Source organism: Pseudomonas sp. LARHCG127 (assembly GCF_052871455.1).
The window spans coordinates 34,666-58,068 of sequence record NZ_JBIXJT010000003.1 but is presented as its reverse complement, the minus strand read 5'-3'; the positions used below and the strand labels follow the sequence as shown (position 1 = coordinate 58,068).

Annotated in this window: 19 protein-coding genes; 6 read left to right on the top strand and 13 right to left on the bottom strand. The window is 60.9% G+C overall.

Annotation, left to right across the window (positions count from 1 at the left end; all coding sequences use genetic code 11):
- Positions 1 to 49 precede the first annotated feature (49 nt).
- Positions 50 to 2,164, bottom strand: a complete 2,115-nt coding sequence (locus ACIPQ1_RS06090; protein WP_446533755.1) for a TonB-dependent siderophore receptor — start codon at positions 2,162 to 2,164, stop codon at positions 50 to 52.
- Positions 2,165 to 2,457: 293 nt separating this feature from the next.
- On the opposite strand from ACIPQ1_RS06090, the gene ACIPQ1_RS06085 reads away from it, so the two are divergent.
- Complete coding sequence (locus ACIPQ1_RS06085; protein WP_411384580.1) at positions 2,458 to 4,254, top strand: methyl-accepting chemotaxis protein; 1,797 nt, start codon at positions 2,458 to 2,460, stop codon at positions 4,252 to 4,254.
- Between the two features lie 243 nt (positions 4,255 to 4,497).
- On the opposite strand, the gene ACIPQ1_RS06080 is transcribed toward ACIPQ1_RS06085, so the two are convergent.
- Together ACIPQ1_RS06080 and ACIPQ1_RS06075 are read right to left on the bottom strand one after the other, a co-directional pair.
- Positions 4,498 to 4,695, bottom strand: coding sequence for a YbdD/YjiX family protein (locus tag ACIPQ1_RS06080; RefSeq protein ID WP_003182142.1), 198 nt, complete (start codon positions 4,693 to 4,695; stop codon positions 4,498 to 4,500).
- A 15-nt stretch (positions 4,696 to 4,710) separates the two neighbouring features.
- Entirely contained in the window at positions 4,711 to 6,777 is a 2,067-nt protein-coding gene (locus ACIPQ1_RS06075) for a carbon starvation CstA family protein (RefSeq protein WP_411385681.1), read from the bottom strand.
- Between the two features lie 158 nt (positions 6,778 to 6,935).
- On the opposite strand from ACIPQ1_RS06075, the gene ACIPQ1_RS06070 reads away from it, so the two are divergent.
- Complete coding sequence (locus tag ACIPQ1_RS06070; protein ID WP_411385682.1) at positions 6,936 to 7,292, top strand: PilZ domain-containing protein; 357 nt, start codon at positions 6,936 to 6,938, stop codon at positions 7,290 to 7,292.
- A 207-nt stretch (positions 7,293 to 7,499) separates the two neighbouring features.
- On the opposite strand, the gene radA is transcribed toward ACIPQ1_RS06070, so the two are convergent.
- The 3 genes from radA to katB form a co-directional block, all read right to left on the bottom strand.
- Positions 7,500 to 8,867, bottom strand: coding sequence for a DNA repair protein RadA (gene radA / locus ACIPQ1_RS06065; protein ID WP_030140305.1), 1,368 nt, complete (start codon positions 8,865 to 8,867; stop codon positions 7,500 to 7,502).
- A gap of 41 nt (positions 8,868 to 8,908) precedes the next feature.
- Positions 8,909 to 9,436, bottom strand: a complete 528-nt coding sequence (locus ACIPQ1_RS06060) for an ankyrin repeat domain-containing protein (protein WP_411387558.1) — start codon at positions 9,434 to 9,436, stop codon at positions 8,909 to 8,911.
- Positions 9,437 to 9,576: 140 nt separating this feature from the next.
- The gene (gene katB, locus ACIPQ1_RS06055; protein ID WP_446533754.1) at positions 9,577 to 11,118 is read right to left on the bottom strand and encodes a catalase KatB; all 1,542 of its coding nucleotides are present in this window, start codon (positions 11,116 to 11,118) and stop codon (positions 9,577 to 9,579) included.
- Between the two features lie 281 nt (positions 11,119 to 11,399).
- Here katB and mscL point away from each other — a divergent pair, with 281 nt between their 5' ends.
- A complete protein-coding gene (mscL, locus tag ACIPQ1_RS06050; RefSeq protein WP_003205779.1) occupies positions 11,400 to 11,813 on the top strand; it encodes a large-conductance mechanosensitive channel protein MscL in 414 nt (137 codons plus the stop codon).
- A gap of 54 nt (positions 11,814 to 11,867) precedes the next feature.
- Here the strand turns inward: mscL and ACIPQ1_RS06045 are convergent, their stop codons facing one another.
- Positions 11,868 to 12,644 (bottom strand): ferredoxin--NADP reductase, encoded by a 777-nt coding sequence (locus ACIPQ1_RS06045; protein WP_446533753.1) that lies wholly within the window; start codon positions 12,642 to 12,644, stop codon positions 11,868 to 11,870.
- A 281-nt stretch (positions 12,645 to 12,925) separates the two neighbouring features.
- Here ACIPQ1_RS06045 and ACIPQ1_RS06040 point away from each other — a divergent pair, with 281 nt between their 5' ends.
- Together ACIPQ1_RS06040 and ACIPQ1_RS06035 are read left to right on the top strand one after the other, a co-directional pair.
- Positions 12,926 to 13,639, top strand: a complete 714-nt coding sequence (locus ACIPQ1_RS06040; protein ID WP_250963270.1) for an autoinducer binding domain-containing protein — start codon at positions 12,926 to 12,928, stop codon at positions 13,637 to 13,639.
- Between the two features lie 182 nt (positions 13,640 to 13,821).
- Positions 13,822 to 14,961, top strand: coding sequence for a methyltransferase (locus ACIPQ1_RS06035; protein WP_446533752.1), 1,140 nt, complete (start codon positions 13,822 to 13,824; stop codon positions 14,959 to 14,961).
- Positions 14,962 to 15,001: 40 nt separating this feature from the next.
- Here ACIPQ1_RS06035 and ACIPQ1_RS06030 read toward each other — a convergent pair whose 3' ends face one another.
- The 3 genes from ACIPQ1_RS06030 to ACIPQ1_RS06020 are packed head-to-tail and all read right to left on the bottom strand — an operon-like array spanning position 15,002 to position 17,624.
- Positions 15,002 to 15,166 (bottom strand): DUF2474 domain-containing protein, encoded by a 165-nt coding sequence (locus tag ACIPQ1_RS06030; RefSeq protein ID WP_003205785.1) that lies wholly within the window; start codon positions 15,164 to 15,166, stop codon positions 15,002 to 15,004.
- 10 nt (positions 15,167 to 15,176) lie between these two features.
- Positions 15,177 to 16,184, bottom strand: a complete 1,008-nt coding sequence (gene cydB, locus ACIPQ1_RS06025) for a cytochrome d ubiquinol oxidase subunit II (RefSeq protein WP_053125566.1) — start codon at positions 16,182 to 16,184, stop codon at positions 15,177 to 15,179.
- 3 nt (positions 16,185 to 16,187) lie between these two features.
- Positions 16,188 to 17,624, bottom strand: coding sequence for a cytochrome ubiquinol oxidase subunit I (locus ACIPQ1_RS06020; RefSeq protein WP_446533751.1), 1,437 nt, complete (start codon positions 17,622 to 17,624; stop codon positions 16,188 to 16,190).
- A 517-nt stretch (positions 17,625 to 18,141) separates the two neighbouring features.
- Between ACIPQ1_RS06020 and ACIPQ1_RS06015 the strand changes: the two genes are divergently transcribed.
- Positions 18,142 to 19,380, top strand: a complete 1,239-nt coding sequence (locus tag ACIPQ1_RS06015) for an MFS transporter (RefSeq protein WP_186706521.1) — start codon at positions 18,142 to 18,144, stop codon at positions 19,378 to 19,380.
- Between the two features lie 156 nt (positions 19,381 to 19,536).
- On the opposite strand, the gene ACIPQ1_RS06010 is transcribed toward ACIPQ1_RS06015, so the two are convergent.
- Genes ACIPQ1_RS06010 through ACIPQ1_RS06000 form a run of 3 tightly spaced genes read right to left on the bottom strand, consistent with a single transcriptional unit; the run spans position 19,537 to position 23,263 of the window.
- Complete coding sequence (locus ACIPQ1_RS06010; RefSeq protein WP_446533750.1) at positions 19,537 to 21,738, bottom strand: xanthine dehydrogenase family protein molybdopterin-binding subunit; 2,202 nt, start codon at positions 21,736 to 21,738, stop codon at positions 19,537 to 19,539.
- Positions 21,738 to 22,739 (bottom strand): FAD binding domain-containing protein, encoded by a 1,002-nt coding sequence (locus tag ACIPQ1_RS06005; protein WP_250963275.1) that lies wholly within the window; start codon positions 22,737 to 22,739, stop codon positions 21,738 to 21,740. Before ACIPQ1_RS06005 ends, ACIPQ1_RS06010 begins: the two co-directional genes overlap by 1 nt.
- Positions 22,736 to 23,263, bottom strand: a complete 528-nt coding sequence (locus tag ACIPQ1_RS06000; RefSeq protein WP_250963276.1) for a (2Fe-2S)-binding protein — start codon at positions 23,261 to 23,263, stop codon at positions 22,736 to 22,738. The genes ACIPQ1_RS06005 and ACIPQ1_RS06000 overlap by 4 nt, the downstream gene beginning before the upstream one ends.
- Positions 23,264 to 23,403 lie beyond the last annotated feature (140 nt).

The window sequence follows — 23,403 nt, the reverse complement described above, 5'->3', positions numbered from 1 at the left end:
AATGCCCGGGACACAGGTCCCGGGCATTTTTTGTTTCAGCACGGCGGAATCAGAACGTCACACTGGCGCTCAGCCTGGCAGTACGCGGCTCGCCGACATTGACCTGCACCGGGCTGCCGGTGGAGGACGGGTAGTATTGCTTGTCGAACAGGTTGTCGACGTTCAGTTGCAATGACGTCTTGTGCCCGAACACTGGCGACTCCCAGCGTAGGAAGGCGTCGGCGACGGTGTAGCTGCTGAGCCATAAATCGTTGGCTTTATTGGCCGCACGTTCGCCGACGTAGCGAGCGCCGGCGCCGGCGTGCCAGGCACCGAATTCGGCAGGCACGTTCAGGTGGTGGCTCAGGTACAGGCTGGCGGTGTGTTTGGGCGCATCGGGGAGGCGATGGCCCTCGTCCTTGGGATCATCCAGTATTTCGGTGTGGGTGTAGGCATAGGTGCCGATCAAATCCCAACGGTCGGCCAGGCGACCAGTGATGTCCAGCTCCAGACCTTGGGAGCCAACTTTACCGGCGGCTTCAGATACGTCGTCAACGGTGGTGACAACGTTCTTTTTAATGATGTCGAACAACGCGAGGTTGATATTCAAGCCTGGCAGCGGATCGTACTTGGCGCCAATTTCGTAGCTACGGCCCTCCTCTGGTTGGAAGGTACGACGATCCTTGTCGACTACATCATTAGGCTTGAACGACCGGCTGTAGTTGCCGTACAGCGAAAGGGTATCGCTGGCTTTATAGACCAGCCCCAGGAACGGAACGAAGGCGTCGCCATTGTCATCACGATTGACATCGTAATCACCGCCTAAGCCTTGATCGCTGTACTGATCGTAGTGTTGATAGCGACCACCCAATACCAGAATCCAGCGGTCATCCAGATGCCAGTTGTCTTTCAGATACACCGAGCTGGAATTCAGCTGGTTTCGCAGGTCACTGTCAGTAGAGCTGACAAGGCTTGGCTCTGGCAGGTTGCCATAGACCGGCGACGTGACATCGAAACCAGGCTGGACTTTTCCACGGTAGGTCTTACCCCGGAACTGATCGGATACCTGGTTATCAATGCCAACCAAAAGGTCGTGGCGCTGGCCGAACAGTTCCTGCTTGCCCATGAAATCCCAGCTGGCGTAGCGGGTTTCATCATCGTAATGAGCGCCATTGGCCCTTCGGCTCAACAGGTTTCCAGTCAAAGTGACGGGCTGCGCAATCGAAAGACTATACCGGTCATTGTTCCACCCATAGGTCACCCGGGTTTTCCACGCCTCACTCAACTCATATTCAAACCGCGCCGTCGCCGTTTCGCGAATACCGACACTCTTGGCCCAAGGCTCGTCCAGGCGTTTGTCATAGTCGATGTCCACCGGGTGCCCGTTCTTGAACACCGTCCCCCGATCAAACGGATTGGAATATTCGTTGTACTCATAACTCAGGTTCAACGAAGCCCGCTCACCCGTCCAAGCCAGTGACGGCGCCACCAGGGTGCTCTCGTTGACGCCGTAGTTGCGCCAGTAATCCTCATGCCCGCGCTCGGCGATCAGGCGATAGGCCAACCCGGTGTCACCCAACGGCCCAGTGGTATCCAGGGCCATGGTGCCGCCGCCTTCGCTGTAGGCCGAACCGCTCAGCGTGGTGCTTTGGGTGTATTCCGGCTTCTTGCTGATGACGTTGATCAGACCGCCGGGCTCCAGTGCGCCGTACAACATCGAGGCCGGGCCCTTGAGCACTTCGACGCGGTCGGTGGTGGCGCTGAAGTTATGGCCCAGGTTCGAACGCACGCCGTCGCGCAGGATCGAGCCGTCGTCGTTGGTGCCAAAACCACGCTTGACCAGCGAGTCCCGCGAGCCGCCCAAGGTGTTGCCCTGGCTGACGCCACTGACGAACTTCATCGCATCAGCCAGAGAGCGCACTTGATAGTCCGCCAGGGTCTGCTGGGTTACCACGTTGATCGATTGCGCCTCTTCCTTGATCGGTACATCGCTCTTGCTCGCCGTGCTGGCTTGCGACGTCGTATATCCCTCGTCCTGAGTGACACGACTGCCCTGGATGGCCGTGGCCGGCAGTTCGACAGCGTCCTGCGCCCATAGCGGGCTGGCAATGAAGCAGCAGGACAAGGTTGGCAACACACACTGGATGAGGACGTTGCGATTTGCGAGGGGGGTGGAACGATTCAAGACGCGCACTCATGGAAGGGACGTTAATGAGAGCAAATATACTTTGAGAATCATTCCCAGTAAATCTTTTGTATCAAATGATGATCGTTCCAAAACCTTTGTGGGAGCGAGCTTGCTCGCGATAGCGGTAAGTCTGTTGCATTGATGTTGGATGTGCCGGCGCCATCGCGAGCGAGCTTGCTCCCACAGGATTTCGCGCCAGAGTGATATCAAATTGCCCTGCCGCCCTAAAGCTTTGGCGCTCGCGGTCGAATGTATTCCATTAAGAGATTTTTTTGCCCAGGAGCAGCGGCATGCAGACGTTAAAGGCCTTGTACGAGTCTATCGAGATGCAGTTTTTCGATACCCTCACCAAAAAGCTGTCGAGCCTTTTCCTGTTGGTGCTGGTCAGTGGCTTGCTTTATTGGGTCGCCCTCAGCGCCCGCGCCGAGATCATGCTGTTGTTGCGTAACGCGCAGTTGGACGGCACGCTGCTAGGGCAGATCGAGGGCCGGCTCGACAGCCTCACCCATGCCTTGCTCTTCGGCGCTGTCCTGACCCTGGGCATGATCAGCTTCATGGTCTGGTATTTCCGCCACCTCATCGTGCGCCCCGTCACCACCATGACCAAGGCCCTGGAAGAGATCGCCAACGGCGAAGGCGACCTGTCCAAGGACTTGCCGCTGGTGACCCACGACGAGATCCGCACACTCGCTGCCACCTGCAACCGCTTCCTGGCCAAGCAGCGGGAGATCATCAGCAATGTCCAGGCGCTGACCGTGCACATTGCTGTCGAGTCGGCCCGTTCGCTGAAGAACATCAGCGACTCCAGCGACAGTGCCACCCACCAGGCGCGCTTCGCCAAGGAAGTGATGGACCAGAGCAACACCGCCGTGGGCCGCATCGAAGAAGTGTCGCGCCAGACCCAGGGCATCTCCAGCACCACGGCGCAGAACCTGAGCATGGCCCGCGATTCCTACGCCGAGCTGTTGGAAGTGACTGGCAACATCAGCGAAATCTCCAGCAGTCTTGGTGAGTTCGCCACCCTGGTGAGCGCCTTGAACCAGCGTTCGTCGAGCATCAAGTCGATTGTCGGGTTGATCCAGCAGATCTCAGCCCAGACCAACCTGCTGGCGCTCAATGCCGCCATCGAAGCCGCCCGGGCCGGCGAAAGCGGCCGTGGCTTCGCGGTGGTGGCCGATGAAGTGCGGACCCTGGCACAAAACGTCAGCCGGGCCACCGACGATATCTCGCGCAACATCGACGCCATGCTCGACGAGGTCAGTTCGACCCATGAGCAGACCACGCAGATCAGCCACAGCGCCCGGGAAACCCAGAAAGTGGTGGAGCGCGCCTCCGGCCATTTCGAAAGCATGATCGTCGACTTCGAATCCACCAACGGCAAGCTGGCTGACATCGCGACCCACATCCAGCAGTTCGCCGACAGCAACACCGGGATCAATGACCGGGTCACCCAGATTCACGCCGATAGCCAACTGATCGACCAGCGCATGCAGCATTCGGCCACGGCCACTCGCGACCTGTCCGGCGTGGCCGAGAAGGTCCAGGCGCTGCTGGGTCGTTTCGTCCTTGGGCACGGCAAGCTGGATGCCGCCATCACCCGCGCCAGCGAGTGCCGCGATACGCTGCAAGTACGCCTGGAAGCGCTGCAACGGGAAGGCCTGAACCTGTTCGATCAGAATTACCAGCTGGTGCCCGGCACCGATCCCAAGCAGTACATGACCAGCTACACCGAACGCTTTGCCCAGGTCTGCCAGGAAGAATGCGACAAGCTCACCCGCAGCACGCCGGGTGGCAAGGTGTCGTTCATGGTCGACAGCAAGGGCTATTGCCCGGTGAATAACAGTTGGGTCTCCAAGCCGCCGACCGGCGACCGGGCGGTGGATTTGCCGGTGTGCCGCAACAAGCGCATCTTCAACGACCCGATCGGCCTGCGCGCGGCGGGCAACGTCCAGCGCTTCCTGCTGCAGACCTACCTGCGCGATACCGGGGAAATCATGACCGAGATCGACGTACCGTTCTTTTTCGGCGGCCGTCATTGGGGCAACTTGCGGGTGGGCTTCGATGCAGCGGTGTTGTTGGCGGACTGATATCACCGGAATCAAGCCAGACAACCGCCCCGTGGCGAGGGATCTGTGGTGTGAGCAAATCCTGGGACCCACCCCACAAGGGATCTGTGGTGTAGGCAAATCCTGAGGACCAACCCAAAACAACTGTGGGAGCGAGCTTGCTCGCGATAGCGGTGTGTCAGCCACATCAATGGCGACTGACCTGACGCCTTCGCGAGCAAGCTCGCTCCCACAGGGTTGCATCATCCACTGGCAGTCAGCGGTTCAACAGCACTTGGGCCCACCCTTGCCACCGTAACGGGCCTCCTGGCGTTCCCGGAAGAACGCCTCATAGTCCATCATCGGCTTGTCCGGGTGCTTGGTTTGCATGTGCTCGACGTAGTTGTCGTAGTCGGGCATGCCGACCATCAGGCGGGCGGCCTGACCGAGGTATTTACCCAAGCGACTCAAGTCATTGAACATCGTTGCAATCCTCTATCAAGCGTCCGGCAGGGCCTGGAAGGGTGCTTCCTTGTCCGTGCGTTCCTTCGTGCCCCAGGCGGCGATGCCAACCTTGAGCGCGTAGAACAGGATGCTGAAGACCACGAACAGGAACAACACCGTCAGCGTTGCGTTGGTGTAGGCGTTGAACACCACGTGCTGCATCTGCTCGATGCTCTTGGCCGGGGCCAGGATCTGGCCGGCGGCCAGGGCGTCGTTGTATTTGCGCGCCAGGGCCAGGAAGCCGATCGCCGGGTTGGCGTCGAACAGCTTGATCAGGCCCGCGGTGGTGGTGCAGATCAGCAGCCAGCTCGCCGGCAGCAGCGTGACCCAGACATAGCGCTGGCGCTTCATCTTGATCAGGACCACGGTGGCGAGCATCAGGGCGATACCGGCCAGCATCTGGTTGGAGATGCCGAACAGCGGCCACAAGGTGTTGATGCCGCCCAGCGGATCGATCACGCCCTGGTACAGCAAGTAACCCCACAGCGCCACGCAGCCGGCGGTGGCGATCAGGTTGGCAGTCCAGGATTCGGTGCGCTTGAGGGCCGGCACGAACGAGCCGAGCAGGTCCTGCAGCATGAACCGCCCGGCACGGGTGCCGGCGTCCACCGCGGTGAGGATGAACAGCGCTTCGAACAGGATCGCGAAGTGGTACCAGAACGCCATGGTGTTCTCACCCGGCAGCACCGAGTGCAGGATCTGCGCGATCCCCACCGCCAGGGTCGGCGCACCGCCGGCACGGGCCAGGATGGTGGTCTCGCCGATGTCCTTGGCCACCGCTTGCAGCGCGTCGGGGGTGATTGCAAAGCCCCAACTGCTGACAGTCTGGGCCACGGCCACCACATCAGTACCGACGATCGCCGCCGGGCTGTTCATGGCGAAGTACACGCCCGGTTCGATCACCGAAGCGGCCACCATGGCCATGATCGCCACGAAGGACTCCATCAGCATGCCGCCGTAACCGATGTAGCGGGCGTTGGTTTCGTTATCCAGCAGCTTGGGCGTGGTGCCCGAGGAGATCAGCGCGTGGAAGCCCGAGACCGCGCCGCAGGCGATGGTGATGAACAGGAACGGGAACAGACCGCCCTTCCACACCGGCCCGGTGCCGTCGGTGAACTGGGTCAGTGCCGGCATTTTCAGCTCGGGCATGGTGACCAGGATGCCGATCGCCAGGGCGACGATGGTGCCGATCTTGAGGAACGTGGACAGGTAGTCCCGTGGCGCCAGGATCAGCCACACCGGCAGCACCGCCGCGACAAAACCGTAGCCGATCAGCATCCAGGTGATCTGGATCCCGGTGAAGGTGAAGGCCTTGGCCCAGACCGGGTCGGCGGCAATCTGCCCGCCCAGCCAGATCGAACCCAGCAGCAACAGCACGCCGATGATCGAGATCTCGCCGATGCGGCCCGGGCGGATGTAGCGCATGTAGATGCCCATGAACATCGCGATCGGGATGGTCGCCATCACCGTGAAAATGCCCCACGGGCTCTCGGCCAGGGCCTTGACCACGATCAGCGCCAGCACCGCGAGGATGATGATCATGATCAGGAAGCAGCCGAACAGCGCGATGGTGCCGGGGATACGGCCCATTTCCTCGCGCACCATGTCGCCCAGGGAGCGACCGTTGCGGCGGGTGGACAGGAACAGGACCATGAAGTCCTGCACCGCACCGGCCAGCACCACGCCGGCGATCAGCCAGAGCGTGCCGGGCAGGTAGCCCATCTGCGCCGCCAGCACCGGCCCGACCAAAGGCCCCGCGCCGGCAATGGCCGCGAAGTGGTGGCCGAAAAGGATGTGTTTGTTGGTCGGGACGTAGTCCAGGCCATCGTTGTTGAGCACGGCGGGGGTGGCCCGGCGCGCATCGAGTTGCATCACGTTGTTGGCGATGAAGAGGCTGTAGTAGCGGTAGGCGACCAGGTAGATGGCCACGGCGGCGACGACGATCCAGAGGGCGTTGATCGCCTCGCCTCGACGCAAGGCCACGACGCCCAGGGCGCTCGCACCTATGACGGCCAGCAGTAGCCAGGGCAGATGGCGTAGCAGGCTATTATTGTTTTTCATTTTTATATTCCAGCCAGGGTGGACAAGAAAGATAGCCACTGGAGTTTAGCGCTAACCTGGGCAAAGGCCATACCCGACATTCGTCTGTCTGTTGCCGAACGGTGACGATGCTCTCCCAGTTCGGTCTATAGTCAGTGAATCTCCAGAGGGAATGCGTAATGAGCGAACGTCGCCGCTTCGTACGAGTTGAATTCCATGCCAGGACCGAACTGAGCCAGGGCCCGTTTATCTGGCCGGTGGAGTTATTGGATTTATCCCTCAAGGGGCTGCTGATCACAAAACCCGAACCCTGGCTTGGCGCCCCCGACCAACCCTTCATGGCGGATATCCATTTGAGCCCTGACGCGGAGATCAAAATGGAAGTTCGGTTGGCCCATGATGACCATGGTCACCTGGGCTTCGTCTGCGAACATATCGACCTGGCTTCCATCGCACACCTACGCCGATTGATAGAGCTGAACCTGGGCGACCCTAAGGAGCTGGAGCGGGAGTTGAAGGCTTTGATCCATATTTGAAAAGCCCCGCCGCAGCCCCCGTGTGCACAGTCCCCGCCCTGTGCACGATCCCCTGTGGCGAGGGAGCTTGCTCCCGCTGGGCCGCGTAGCAGCCCCAAGAGCAGCAACTCCACCAACCTGACACACCGCGATGCATATTTGAGGGGCTGCTGCGCACCCCAGCGGGAGCAAGCTCCCTCGCCACGGAGGCCTGCATCCGCCTCGGCATTATTCGAACAACGCATCCAACGCCTGCTCCAGGCGTGTCACCGCGATGATCTGCAACCCCGCCGGCGCTTCCTTCGGCGCGTTCCCCTTGGGCACGATGGCGCGTTTGAAGCCGTGCTTGGCGGCTTCCTTGAGCCGCTCCTGCCCGCTGGGCACCGGTCGCACCTCCCCCGACAGCCCGACTTCACCAAACACCAACAGATCATGGGGCAGCGGCCGGTTGCGCAGGCTGGACATGACCGCCGCCATCAACGCGAGGTCGGATGCGGTCTCCAGTACCTTGACCCCACCCACGACATTGAGGAACACGTCCTGGTCATGTGTCGGGATCCCACCGTGTCGATGCAATACCGCCAGCAGCATGGCCAGCCGGTTCTGATCCAGGCCCAGGGTGACCCGTCGTGGGTTCGCCAAGTGACTGTCGTCCACCAGCGCCTGCACCTCGACCAACATCGGCCGGGTCCCTTCCCACGTTGCCATGACCACGCTACCGGGGACTTCTTCCTGGGCACGTGTCAGAAAGATCGCCGACGGGTTCGAGACTTCTTTCAGGCCCCTGTCGGTCATGCCGAACACCCCCAGTTCATTGACCGCGCCAAAGCGATTCTTCACCGCCCGTAGCAAACGCAGGCGCCCATCGGATTCGCCTTCGAAATACAACACGGTGTCGACCATGTGCTCCAACACCCGCGGTCCTGCCAACGCACCTTCCTTGGTGACATGGCCCACCAGGAAAATCGCCGTGCCGCTCTGCTTGGCGTAGCGCACCAGCAACGCCGCGCTTTCACGCACTTGGGACACGCCGCCCGGGGCCGACTGCAGTTGTTCGGTGAAAATGGTCTGGATCGAGTCGATGACCATCACCTTGGGCTTTTCCAGGCGCGCCGTGGCAATGATGGTTTCGATGCAGGTCTCGGTCATGACCCGCAGCTGGTCCTGGGGCAAGCCCAGGCGCCGGGCGCGCATGGCGACCTGTTGCTGGGACTCTTCGCCCGTGACGTACAACGCCGGCATGCGCGTGGCGAGGTTGCACAAGGTTTGCAACAGGATGGTGGATTTACCGATGCCCGGATCGCCACCGATCAGCACCACCGAGCCGTCCACCAAGCCGCCCCCCAGCACCCGATCCAATTCACCGGACGCGGTGGAGAAACGCGGGATTTCTTCGACGCTGACTTCGGCCAGGGTCTTGATCTGCGCCTGTTGGCCGGCCCAGCCCGTGCGCCCGGTAGGGGCCGCCGCGCCGCCGCTTTCCACCATGGTTTCGGTCAGGGTGTTCCAGGCTCCGCATTCACTGCATTGTCCGGCCCACTTGGGGAAGGTCGAGCCGCACTCGGTGCAGCCGTACATGCGCTTTGCCTTGGCCATCTCAACTCCGGGGTAAAAACCGCGATGATAGCAGTCGGGCTTTATTGCGGGGCCGGCATTCTGATTTCACCGTTGGCCAGATTCGTCGCGGTATTGCCCAACGGATCCCTGGCCTCCAGGTCGGCGCCCTTGGCCTTCAAGGCATCGAGCAACTCGCCACGCTTGAACAGGCCGGCATACATCGCGGCGGTCTGGCCCGCGCCATTGCGTTGGTCCGGACTGCAGTCGGTGGACAATAAACGACGCGCAATCTGCACTTCGCCTTTAAAAATGGCGCCCATCAGTGCGGTGTTGCCACGCTTGTCCTGGGCACAGGCATCGGCCCCCGCGGCCAGCAACCGCTCCACCGCCGGCCCGTGGCCGTGATAGGCCGCCAGAATCAGCGCGGTGTAGCCCTTCTCATCCCGGGTATCCAACGAGTAGCCGGCCTCGATAAACGTATCGAGCATCGGCACGTCGCCCCGACGCGCGGCGTCGAAATAATAACTTTGCAGTTGCTCCTGCACCGCCGCCGGTTCGGTGGCTATTGGTTGATCGGCCAGTGCATTCACTGACCAGGCCACAAGCATCGATAAAAGCAATTTACCCATCATGACGTCTCCTCATTCCTCAAAGACTGTGGGAGCGAGCTTGCTCGCGATGCAGACACTGCGGTGCACAGCCAGACCGAGTTGCCTGCATCGCGAGCAAGCTCGCTCCCACAGATGGATCAGTCGCTCAGTTCTTCCGCCAGCGCCTTGACCCGGGCCAGGTCGCCTTTGGCAACACGGGCCACGCCAGTGCCGTATTCAGGATCGGCCTTGTAGAGGAACGACAGGATGATGTGCTTGCTCTCGTCATCGGTGGTCGCCAGGGAGCCACCAAAGCTTTCGATCAGGTCATCACGCTCTTTCTTGCTGAACGAACGATACAGATCACCGGCCTGCTTGAAGTTCTGCTCGCGCTGGATCTTCGCCTGCTGGGTGCTGCCGCTCAGCGCGGCCTGGCTGTAGCGTGCCGCTTGCGGTTCTTCGCGAGGCGTCAGGCGGCTCGGTTGGTAATTCACGCCGGTGCTGGTGCTGCCCGGGTTCATCGCGCCGTCCTGGTTGCCGTTGTTCACCGCCACCTTGGGGGCGTTGATCGGCAACTGCAGGGCATTGGCGCCTATCCGGTACATTTGCGTATCGGCGTAGGAAAACACCCGTCCCTGGAGCAAACGGTCCTCGGAAGGCTCGATGCCCGGCACCAGGTTGGCCGGCGCCATGGCCACCTGCTCGGTTTCTTGGAAGACATTCGCCGGATTACGGTTCAAGACCATTTGCCCGACCTTGCGCTCAGCCACACCCGGCCAGATCTTGGTCGCGTCCAATGGATCGAAATCAAACTTGGCCAGGTCCTGTGGATTCAACACTTGGACGTACAAGTCCCACTTCGGGAAGTCGCCCTTATTGATATGACTGACCAAGTCATTGGTCATGTGGCTGTAATCTTGACCCTGAACTTTCACAACTTCTTTCGGATCGAGATTTTTCAAACCCTGCAAACTTTTCCAATGAAACTTCACATAATGAACTTCACCCTTGGCGTTAACCAATTTGTAGGCATGCACACCATTACCGTCCATTTCACGATAACTGGCGGGCGTGCCAGCGTTGGAATACAACTCGGTCAGGGTGCGGGTCGACTCTGGAACATGGGAGAAGAAGTCGAACCGGCGCGAATCATCGTCCAGGTTGGTCCGCGGGTCGGGTTTGAAGGCATGAACCATGTCCGGAAACTTGATGGCATCACGAATGAAAAAGGTCGGGAAGTTGTTGCCCACCAAGTCCCAGTTACCGTCGGCGGTGTAGAACTTCGTGGCGAAGCCACGGGGGTCGCGCAGGGTTTCCGGTGAATGATTACCGTGCACCACGGCCGAAAACCGCACGAACACCGGGGTCACCTGGCCTGCGGCGAACACCTTGGCCTTGGTCAAGTCGCTGAGGTCGTCGGACACCGTGAAGGTGCCGTGGGCACCGGTACCGCGGGCATGCACCACGCGCTCGGGGATGCGTTCACGGTCGAAGCGTTGGAGCTTCTGGATCAACTGCACGTCTTGCAACAGGGTCGGACCGTTGGGACCTGCCGTTTGCGAATTCTGGTTATCGCCGACCGCCGCACCGTTGTCCCGGGTCAGGGTGGCCGCATTGACAGACAAGGATAGAAGGCTCGCGGTCAGCACAAAAAAAGCGCGGCGATGGGAATAAGCCCCGTGGCCAAGGGAAGTGTTCATAGCATGTTCCTCTGATGTTATAGAGCGCATCCATGTGCGCCATCCAGAGGCTAGTGCCGGAAAAAAGAAAACCTAAATAGAAATGCCATACCGTGCCGATAGAAAAAACGTTATAGGGCCCGGGCCTGAAACCGCGTATCGCGCGCGATTGATGGCACTTTGTAAACTTTTCCTCCCCGCTCAGGTCGATAACGGAAGCTTTGTAAGCAAGCGTTTCGAGCAAGACCCGTTGGGCTGACTTACACTGCCACTCATCTTTCATCTGTCACAAGGAATAACTCATGGGCGTGCTAAGCGAGTTCAAGGCCTTCGCGGTCAAAGGCAATGTCGTCGACATGGCCGTCGGGATCATCATCGGGGCCGCTTTTGGCAAAATCGTTTCGTCATTCGTTGGCGACGTGGTCATGCCGCCAATTGGCCTGTTGATCGGTGGCGTGGACTTCAGTGACCTGGCCATCACCCTCAAGGCCGCCCAGGGTGATGCGCCTGCGGTGGTACTGGCCTACGGTAAGTTCATCCAGAGCACCATTGACTTCATCATCGTCGCGTTCGCCATCTTCATGGGCGTCAAGGCCATCAACCGCCTCAAGCGTGAAGAGGCCGTGGCTCCCAGCGCCCCGCCGGTCCCGACCAAGGAAGAGCTGCTGCTGAGTGAGATTCGCGATCTGCTCAAGGCTCAGAACGAGCGGCCCTGAACCGTTCAATCACTGACACCTCTGTGGCGAGGAGCCAACCCTCCACACCACAACCTACCAGTAGTTTTCCACCGCCACCTGGCCCGGACGACGGGTCAGGCTCAGTTGCAGACCCCTGGTCTTGAGCAGCTTGCGCGTGTCGTCGATCATTTGCGGGTTGCCGCATAACATCACCCGCGAATGCTCCGGTGTCAGCGCTACACCGGCCGCGCGCTCCAACTCGCCATTGTCGATCAGCGTAGTAATCCGCCCGTTGAGCGCTCCCGGATGCTGCTCACGGGTGATGGTCGCAATGAAACGAAACTTGTGAGCGTACTCGGCCAGGTAGTCACGCTGGGGCAGTTCCTTGATGAGCTCCTGATAGGCCAGCTCCCGTGCCTCGCGCACGCTGTAGACCAGGATGATCCGCTCGAATTTTTCCCAGACCTCGAAATCCTGGAGGATCGAAAGAAACGGCGCCACGCCCGTCCCCGTGGACAGCAACCACAAATCCCGACCGTCGACGAAGCGGTCCAGCGTCAGGTAGCCAAAAGCCTGGCGATCCACCAACAGTTCGTCACCCGGCTGCAAGCGGCTGAGTTCGCTGGTGAATTCGCCATCGGGAACCACGATGGAAAAAAATTCGAGGAATTCGTCGAATGGCGACGACACCATGGAGTACGCCCGCCAGACGGTGGTGCCGTCCGCCTTGGCGACGCCCAGCCGGGCAAACTGGCCCGCCCGGAAGCGAAAACCGCGATCCCGGGTCGTGCGCAAGGTAAATAAATGAGGCGTCAACGGCTGGACATCGAGCAGGGTCTGGCGGGTGAACTTCTCTGCGCTGTCGGTCATGGGCCACTCCTATGAGACAAGACGTGCAGTGTCCCGCAAAGTGAACCCTTTCACCACCGACGAGCGAGCAATAGCACTTTAGCTGGACTCATACCACGCATAACTTTTACCAAAACTGTACAAAGTTATAAACGCTGCAAAAGAAATCAACCTACAGAAAAATTACATTACAGTTTTGTAAGCTAGTTAAAAAATCTCATACAAAGTTAGGAATAGTCCTACACTAAAAATGCGCATCATGGATTGGATCCATATGGACGGATCAAACTCAGGAGAAAGCGATGGACAGGTGGAAGGATTTACAGTTGAGGAAATTATCCTGTGAAAAAGACCTGCAGACGGCCTATCGTCTGGTACTGAATTTCTTTAACAATCAAGGATTTGAATATTGTGCATTTTCAGCCTATCTCGGAAGCCCCCACAAACACACCAGTAAGGTGGACCTGAACAACTACCCTTATGGATGGGACCGGTTTTATGAACAAAACGGTTATGCAGCGAATGACCCAGTAGTAGCACATTGCAATCAATCAACGCTCCCGATCCTGTGGGAGGAGAGTGTTTTCGCTAAAGCCCCCAAGTTATGGCGGGAACTTAATCGACTGGGACTCAAGTACGGCTGGACCCAGGCCGTTCATGACGAACAAGACGCGCAATGCAGCCTGTTCAGCCTCGCACGGACTCATTGCCCCATCGATATCGAGGAGCACTATGGAAATCTCGGCTACGCCATCTATGCCAGTCAAAAACTGCATGCCCTGGCCAGCAAAAAACTGGCAGACGCCATCACAGCCCAACCCAAATGTCACTTGTCGCCAAGAGAAATCGAAGTGTTGAGGTGGTCAGCCGAAGGCAAGACGGCGTCGGAAGTGGGCAGGATTCTCTGTCTTTCCGAACGAACCGTGAATTTTCATGTGTGCAGTTGCATGCGAAAGCTAAACGTCAGCAATAAGATTTCAGCAGTGGCCAAAGCCGCCCAGATCCATGTGATCTAACCCTTGGCCCGGCGTTGCCGAGCTGAAAAACCCGCGAGTAATGTGCAACAAAAAAACGTACCATTTGCGGTTCCTCTTGAATGATGCCGCTGCTAGCACGCGACGCCGTTCATTCAGGTGGTCCCGCACAGACACCTACCTCCAGGCAGCGGGACATTCGTTGATCTCCAGAGTCCCCAGCCATGCCCCTGCTTGACAGCCCTTTCGCTCAACTTGACCTGATCCGCCAACCCGAACAGCAGAACGAACCGCTGCAAGCCTTCGATGCGGCCGACGAATACCTGCTCGCGTACCTGGCCGAACAACAACCGGTCGCGCAGACTCGGGTCCTGGTGCTCAATGACGGCTTCGGCGCCCTGGCGGCCAGCCTGGCCGGTAACGTCCTGGTGACCAGCAGCGGTGATTCCTTCCTGGCTTTGCAGGCCCTGGAGAAAAACCTGGTGCGCAATGGCCGGCCCTTCGATGCGGTGCCCACGTTGCCCGCCAGCGAGCCGTTGACCGGCCCGTTCGATCGCGTCCTGATCAAAGTACCGAAAACCCTGGCCCTGCTGGAGGAACAACTGATTCGCCTGCAAGGCCAACTGGCGCCGGGCGCCCAAGTGATTGCCGGGGCCATGGTCAAGCACTTGCCCCGGGCCGCCGGCGATTTGCTGGAGCGTTACATCGGCCCGGTGCAGGCCTCACTGGCGGTGAAAAAAGCGCGGCTATTGATCGCCACGCCGCCAGCTGCCTCTTCGCCGGGCAATGTGCCGGCCGTATCGCCCTATCCCACGCGCTACTGGCTGGACGAGCCGAAGATCGAACTGCTCAACCACGCCAACGTGTTCTGCCGCGAAGGCCTGGACATCGGTACCCGTGCGTTCCTGCCCCATCTGCCAAAAAATCTCGGGACGGCCCGGGTCGCCGACCTGGGCTGTGGCAATGGCGTGCTGGCCATCGCCAGTGCCCTGCAAAACCCCGAGGCCCACTACACCTTGGTGGACGAGTCGTACATGGCCGTGCAATCGGCTGCCGAGAACTGGCGCGCGGCCTTGGGCGAACGCGAAGTGACCGTCCGGGCCGGTGATGGCCTGGCCGGGCAAGAAGCGCAGTCATTGGATGTGGTGCTGTGCAACCCGCCCTTTCACCAGCAGCAAGTGGTGGGCGATTTCCTCGCCTGGCGGATGTTCCAGCAGGCTCGCGAAGCGTTGGTGGTAGGCGGTGCGCTGTACATCGTCGGCAACCGGCACCTGGGCTACCACAGCAAACTGGCGCGGCTGTTCCGAGGCGTCGAGCAAGTGGCCGCCACGCCGAAATTCGTGATCCTCAAGGCCCGCAAATAATGATTGCCCTGTGGGAGCAAAGCTTGCCCCCACAGAGGAATCAGTGGGTGGTCAGCCCGGCGGCATTCATGAACATCCGCATCAAACTGGCGACGATGAACAACGCCAGCACGCTGCCAGCCCAGATCAGCGCCAGCCAGCCGAGCCGCTGCCAGAGTGGCTTGCGTTCGGCGGCCTCGATGTCTTTCAAGTCAGGTTTGGCCATGCTCACGCCCTCAATGGTAGCCGTCGTCATGGGTCACCTTGCCGCGGAACACGTAGTAGCTCCAGAAGGTGTACACCAGGATCAACGGAATGATGAACAGCGTGCCCACCAGCATGAAGCCTTGGCTCTGGGGCGGTGACGAGGCGTCCCAGATCGAGATGGACGGCGGTACGATGTTCGGCCACAGGCTGATGCCCAGGCCGCTGTAGCCGAGGAAAATCAGCACCAGGGTCAGGATGAAAGGCGTGTAGTTGGCATTGCGGGCCACCGCGCGGAACAACCCGTACATGGTCACCAATACCAGGATCGGCACCGGCAGGAACCAGAACAGGTTCGGCAACGTGAACCAGCGGGCCGCAATGTCGGCGTGGGCCAGCGGCGTCCAAATGCTGACGATACCGATCACGGCCAGCACCACGAACGCCAGCGGCCGGGCCAGGTCATGCATCTGCTCTTGCAGCTTGCCCTCGGTCTTCATGATCAGCCACGTGCAGCCGAGCAACGCGTACGCCGCGATCAACGCCAGGCCACAGAACACCGTGAACGGCGTGAACCAGTCCAGGGAGCCTCCGGCGAACTGGCGATTGACCACCTCGAAACCGTCGATGAACGCCCCCAGCGCCACACCCTGGAAGAAGGTGGCCGTCAGCGAACCGCCAATGAACGCTTTGTCCCAGAGGTGGCGCTTTTCAGCCTTGGCCTTGAAACGGAACTCAAAAGCCACGCCGCGGAAGATCAGGCCGATGAGCATCAAGATCAACGGCAGGTACAGGGCCGAAAGCACCACCGAATAGGCCAGCGGAAACGCCCCGAACAATCCGGCACCACCCAGCACCAGCCAGGTTTCGTTACCGTCCCAGACCGGCGCCACGGTGTTCATCATCACGTCGCGGTCGCGCTCGCCCTTGACGAAGGGGAAGAGGATGCCAATCCCCAGGTCGAAGCCGTCCATGATTACGTACATCATGATGCCGAAGATGATGACCACGGCCCAGATCAGCGGAAGATCAATACCCATGACTCAATTCCCCTTGTTCGAGCGGTCGTTGTGGTCCACGTCGTCGCCTTCGTTGGCGGCCGACAATGGCCGGGCCGGGGTGCGTTTCTGGCCCGGGCCGCCATCGCTCGGTTCGGCTTCGTGGGCCACCGGCCCTTTGCGCACTAGGCGCATCATGTAGCTCAGGCCGGCACCGAACAGCGCGAAATACACCACGACGAACAGCACCAGGGTGATGCTCATCTGGGCGAAGCTGTGGCCGGACGAAGCATCGGCCGTGCGCATCAAGCCGTAGACCACCCAAGGCTGGCGGCCGATCTCCGTGGTAAACCAGCCGGCCAGGATCGCAACCAGCCCGGACGGCCCCATCCACAGCACCATGTAGAGGAACGGTCGGGATTGATAGATCCGATCGTTGCGGCGCAGCCACAGGCTGCACAGGCCGGTAAAAATCATCAGCAACCCAAGGCCGACCATGACCCGGAACGACCAGAACACGATGGTCGAGTTGGGTCGATCTTCAGGCGGAAACTCCTTGAGGGCCGGCACCTGCTCGGTCAACGAATGCGTCAGGATCAGGCTGCCCAGGTAGGGAATTTCCACGGCGTATTTGGTTTTTTCCGCTTGCATGTCGGGCCAGCCGAACAGGATCAGCGGGGTCGGTTCATTGCCGACGTTTTCCCAGTGGCCCTCGATGGCGGCGATCTTCGCCGGTTGATGCTTGAGGGTGTTCAGGCCATGGAAGTCGCCGATGACCGCTTGTATCGGCGCCACCAGCAACGCCATCCACATCGCCATCGACAGCATCCGGCGGATGGCTGGGTTGTCGCGACCGCGTAGCAAATGCCAAGCCGCCGATGAGCCGACGAAGAACGCCGTGGCCACGAACGCCGCGGTGGACATGTGCAACAAGCGATAAGGAAACGAGGGGTTGAACACCACCGCCAGCCAGTCCACCGGGATCACCCGGCCGTCGATGATTTCGTAGCCCTGGGGGGTCTGCATCCAACTGTTGGAGGACAGGATCCAGAAGGTCGAGATCAGGGTGCCGATCGCCACCATGACCGTGGAAAAGAAATGCAGGCCACGGCCGACGCGGTTCCAGCCAAACAGCATCACGCCGAGAAAACCCGCCTCGAGGAAGAACGCCGTGAGCACCTCGTAGGTCAGCAGGGGCCCGGTCACCGCACCGGCGAAGTCTGAAAAGCGGCTCCAGTTGGTCCCGAACTGATAGGCCATGACCAACCCGGACACCACCCCCATGCCGAAGTTGACGGCAAAGATCTTCGACCAGAAGTGATACAGGTCACGGTAGGTGTCATCGCGGGTCTTGAGCCACAAGCCCTCGAGCACCGCCAGGTAACTCGCCAGGCCGATGGTGATGGCCGGGAACAGGATATGGAACGAGATGGTGAACGCGAATTGGATTCGGGCGAGATCGAGCGCCTCCAAACCGAACATAAGTCTTCCTCTGTCAGGTAAAACCGGCTGCGGGTGGGGCTTGCACCAACCCCCAGGGATATGGAGTGCAGTGCTTTTCAAATCGTTCTTTTTTTAACCGTCACAACGCAGGACGCAGGCCGGATGGCCACCAGTGCAACGCCCCGAAGGGCATTGATCTGGATCAAGCAATGCTCAAAGAGTAGTCGCATTATTGCCGATGGACGGCGTGGTCTTTTGTCGCGTGACAGGTTGTCTCAGTGTCGTAATCCTGCTTCAAGCTGTGATTTCCAAACCCACACGGCCCCCGTGGCGAGGGAGCTTGCTCCCGCTCGGTTGCGCAGCGACCGCAAAATCCCGGGGCCGCTGCGCAGCCCAGCGGGAGCAAGCTCCCTCGCCACAGAGGCCCGCATGTTCCCGGGAACAACCGCTTCTGCCAGTAAAAGTAGATGTTTGGCTAACTATTTTTCCCGCTACCGCAACTTCCTGTTACAGCTCGATGATAATCTCGTAGCCTTCATCACCGGACCCGTCATAGATGCCCAGCCAAGCACCGCTGCTGCTCCGTCACCATCGTCCCTTCATCGCCTTCTGGCTGGCCCGGATCTTCACTGCCAGCGGCTTCCAGATGCTCACCGTGGCCATCGGCTGGAACCTCTATCAACTGACCGGCAACGTTCTCGACTTGGGCCTGGTGGGCCTGGTGGAATTTGCCCCGCGCGTGCTGTTCATGCTCCACACCGGGCATGTGGCGGACCGCTACGATCGGCGCAAGGTCGCAGCCATTTGCCAGTCGTTGCAGGCGATGATTGCCCTGGCGCTGGCGATCGGCAGCGCCACCGACCATGTCACCCGGGAAATGATCTTCATCCTTGCCTTCCTGCTGGGTGCCGCCCGCTCCTTCGAAATGCCGACCACCCAGGCGTTGTTGCCCAGCATCGTGCCGGCCGGCCTGTTTCCCCGCGCCGTGGCCGCCGCGCAATCGGCCCAGCAATCAGCCACCATCGTCGCTCCGGCACTGGGCGGCTTGCTCTACGCCTTCGGTAGCGTCTGGGTCTATGGGCCCACCGTGGTGCTTTACCTCATTGCCTGCTGCCTGATGCTCAACCTGCCCGCCCGGCAGACGCCGCTGAACAAAGGCAAGGCGACCCTGGATTCGTTGCTGGCCGGGGTTCGCTTCATTCGCAGCCGCCCGGACATCCTCGGGGCGATCTCCCTGGACCTGTTCGCCGTGCTGCTCGGCGGCGCGACGGCGCTGCTGCCGGTGTTCGCCAAGGACATCCTGCTCACCGGCCCCTGGGGCCTGGGCCTGCTGCGTTCGGCGCCAGCGGTCGGGGCCTTGCTGATGTCGCTGTGGCTGGCGCGGTTTGCCGTGGAGCGCAAGGTTGGCCGGGTGATGTTCACCGCAGTGGGCGTGTTCGGCGTCGCCACCATTGCCTTCGGCCTTTCCACCTCGTTCTGGTTTTCCTTGGCAGTGCTGGTGGTGCTGGGCGCGGCAGACATGATCAGCATGGTGATCCGCGCCTCGTTCGTGCAACTGGAAACCCCGGATGAAATGCGCGGCCGGGTCAGCGCGGTGAACGGGCTGTTCATCGGCGCTTCGAATCAGTTGGGCGAATTCGAATCCGGCCTCACCGCCCACTGGTTCGGCACGGTGCCGGCGGTGGTCATGGGCGGTGTGGGCACGCTGCTGGTGACCGGGACCTGGATCAAGCTGTTCCCGACCCTGGCCAACCGCGACCGGATGCACGAACCGGTGGACGAAGCGAAGGCCTAGTGGCCTGTACGGTTAATTCGAGTACTCAAATTCGAGTGCCAGGGCTTGCCAGGCAAGGCGCCATGACGAGTCGTAGCCCGCTACGGCGAGGAATGGCAACGCAGCCTGGCAAGTTCTGGCGCCGAAGTTAAGTGCACGAATTAGCCACACAGGCCACTAGATTAATTTGTCGAGGGTGATTGGGAAGTCCCGCACCCGCTTGCCAGTGGCATGGTAGATCGCATTGGCCACCGCCGCGGCCACCCCGACGATGCCGATCTCACCGACGCCCTTGGACCCGAGCGCATTGACGATATCGTCCTGTTCCTCGACGAAAATCACCTCGATGTCACCGATGTCGGCACTGACCGGCACGTGATACTCGGCCAGGTTGTGGTTCATGTGGCGTCCGAGGGCGTGGTCGGTCAGGGTTTCTTCGTGCAGGGCCATGCCGACGCCCCACACCACGCCCCCGAGAATCTGGCTGCGGGCGGTTTTCGGGTTGACGACCCGGCCGGCGGCGATGGCACTGACCACTCGGTTGACCTTCACCGTCCCCAAATCCTCGTCCACCCACACTTCGACAAACACCGCCGAGTGAGTGGCCGTGGCGTAGGCCTGGCGTTTTTTGTCCGGCTCGGCGGTGACCTGGGCCTGCAGCGGTGTCTCGCCGCTTTTCTGCGCCAGCTCTGCCAATGCCACACTCGCTTCGCCCAGCCGCAGCTGGCCATCGGCAAACGTCACCTGCTCAAGGGTCGCGCCGCTGAAGGCCGGACACGCCTGGCGGGCCACGGCCAGGAGTTTTTCCTTCAGCGCCTCACAGGCCTGCTGCACGGCGGTGCCCACCGACGAGACGGTGAACGAACCGCCCTGCAACGGCGCGGTGGGCAGCGATGAATCGCCCAGGACAAACGTGACGTTCTCAAGGGAAACGCCTGACGCCTCGGCGGCGATCTGGGTCATGACCGTGTAGGTCCCGGTGCCGATGTCCGTGGTGGCGCTGCTGACGGTCAGCTTGCCATTCGTATCCAGCGAGGCCCGGGCACTGGCCTTCTGCTGCATGGCCTCCCACACGCCACCGGCCATGCCCCAGCCGACCAGTTGCCGGCCTTCACGCATGCTGCGCGGTTCCGGATTGCGCTTGTCCCAGCCGAAACGACGGGCACCTTGGGCATAACATTCACGCAGTTCCTTGCTGGAATAGGGCTTGCCTTCGTTCTCGTTGCGTTCGGCGTAGTTGATCAACCGCAGTTGCACCGGATCGATCGCCAGGGCACAGGCCAGTTCATCCATGGCGCATTCCAGGCCGATCAGCCCCAGGGCCGCGCCGGGCGCACGCATGTCCAGGGGCGTGTAGACGTCCAGCGGCACCAACTTATAGGTCAATGTCACGTTGTCGCAGTGATAGAGCATGCCGCTCCACTCCACCACGTGCTCGGTGAAGTCTTCGAAACGCGAGGTCTGGCCGACAGCGGTGTGCGCCACGGCCAGCAAGCGACCATTGGCCGCCGCCCCCAGCTGCACGCGCTGGAACGTGCGCGGCCGATAGCCAAAGGTGAACATCTGCTGGCGCGTCAGGCTGACCCGCACCGAACGCTGGAGGGCCAGTGCCGCCATCACCGCCAACGGCAATTGATATTGCGGACGCAGTCCGGAACCGAAGGCGCCGCCGACAAACGCGGCAAACACGCGCACCTGCTCTTTCTCAAGGCCGAAGACCTTCTGCACATAGGCTTGGCAATTTTGCGTGCCTTGGGTCTTGTCGTGGATGTGTAGGCTGCCGTCAGGCTGATACAGCACGGTGGAGGCGTGTGGTTCCATCGGGTTGTGGTGTTCCACCGGCGTGCTGTAGGACACATCCACGCTGAGCGCGGAACTGGCGTACTCGCCCTGAAAATTCCCACGAGGCTTGGGCAATTCAGCGGGTGCCGGTTGGGCCTCGTTTTGCAGGATTTTCAGATCGGTCTGGTGATCCTCGGCCGCGTATTCGATATCAACCAGTGAGCCGGCATACCGCGCCAGCTCGAGATTTTCCGCCACCACCAGGGCCAGTGGCTGGCCACTGTAGAGTATCTGGTCGTTGTACAACGGCCGGAACGGCGAGCCATCCGCCGCATCGGCATCCTGGTAGGGCTCATCGTAGCTGGCGATTCTCGGCCGGTTGGTGTGGTCGATGACTGCGACTACGCCGGGCAGCGCCAAGGCTCTGGACGCATCGATGCGCAGCACACGGCCACGGGCGACCGTACCGGACACAACGCTGCCGTGCAGCAGGCCGTCCTCGGGATATTCACCGGCGTAACGCGCCTGGCCCGTCACCTTGAGCAAGCCATCGACCCGGTCGAGTGGCTGCCCTATGGATTTGCTCGAAGCGTTCATCAGGCGTGTCCTCCCTGCGGTGCGCTACCCAACGCGGCATTGCTCAAGGCGCGGACAATCGCCCGCCGCGCCAACCTGACCTTGAAGCCGTTGTGCTCCAGCGGCTCGGCGTGTTGCAGCAGCGCATCGGCGGCGGCGGTGAACGTTTCGCGGCTGACAGTCTGCCCGGTCAGCCAGCTCTCCACCGCCCTGTCGCGCCAGGGTTTGTGCGCCACGCCTCCCAGGGCCAGGCGTGCCTGGCGAATCACCGGCCCGTCCAGCTCCAGCGCCGCCGCCACCGAAACCAGGGCAAAGGCGTAGGAGGCACGGTCACGGATCTTCAGATAGTGGCTATGGTCGGCAAAACCGGCGGCAGGCAACTCGATGGCGGTGACCAATTCATCGTCAGCCAACTGGTTATCACGTTCCGGGGCATCGCCGGGCAGACGATGGAAATCGGCGAACTCGATGGTCCGCGCCCCGCCCCGTCCCATGACGTGGACCACCGCTTCCAGGGCCGCCAAGGCCACGCACATGTCGGAGGGATGGGTGGCGACACATTGATCGCTGGCACCGAAAATCGCGTGGATGCGGTTCAAACCGTTCCGGGCCGGGCACCCGCTGCCGGGCCGGCGTTTGTTGCACGGCACGCTCGCGTCATAGAAGTAATAGCAGCGGGTACGTTGCAGCAGATTGCCGCCGGTGCTGGCCATGTTGCGCAGTTGCGGCGAGGCCCCCGCCAGGATCGCCTGGGCCAGCAGTGGATAACGGCGTTCGATCCACGGGTGCCAGGCCAGGTCGGCATTGCTCACCAAGGCCCCGATCATCACCCCGCCGGAAGGGGTTTCACTGAGGTCCGCCAGGGGCAAGCCGGTGATGTCGATCAAGTGTTCAGGGCGGGTGAGGTTCTCCTTCATCAGGTCCAGCAGATTGGTGCCGCCGGCGATGAAGCGGGACACCGGGCTCGACAGATCGACGGCCGCCTGCACCGTGTCCGGCTTGCTGTATTGGAAAGGGTTCATCGGTCACCCCCTTGTTCCTGACGGCAACGAGGCAAGGCGTCTTCAATGGCATCGCGAATGTTGTTGTAGGCACCGCACCGGCACAGATTGCCGCTCATCAGCTCACTGATCTGTGCGCGGGTCTGCGCCCTGCCCTCGTTGGCCAGCCCCACCGCCGAACAGATCTGCCCCGGCGTGCAGTAGCCGCACTGGAACGCGTCATGGGTGATGAACGCCTGCTGCATGGGATGCAATGCCCCATCACTGGCCAGGCCTTCGATGGTGGTCAATTCGGCGCCGTCGCACATCACCGCCAGGGTCAGGCAGGCATTGATCCGCTTGCCATCGCGCAGCACAGTGCAGGCCCCACACTGGCCGTGGTCGCAGCCTTTCTTGCTGCCCACCAGGTCCAGTTGCTCACGCAGCAGGTCCAGCAAGGTGGTCCAGGCCAGCACTTGCAACTCTCGCACTTGGCCATTGAGGGTCAGGCGAATCGGATGACGGACGAAGGACGCCGACGTCGCTTCGGACAGGGTCGCGCTCATGGAACACCTCACGGTTGGTCGTACTCGCGGCGTTTTGGGAAACCGCCGTCATAAGGGTTACGACTTCAGGGTGGGGTGATGCGTTCAAGGCAATTGCGATGCTGCGGGCACTGCAAGCAACATGAATTTAACGGGCCTGT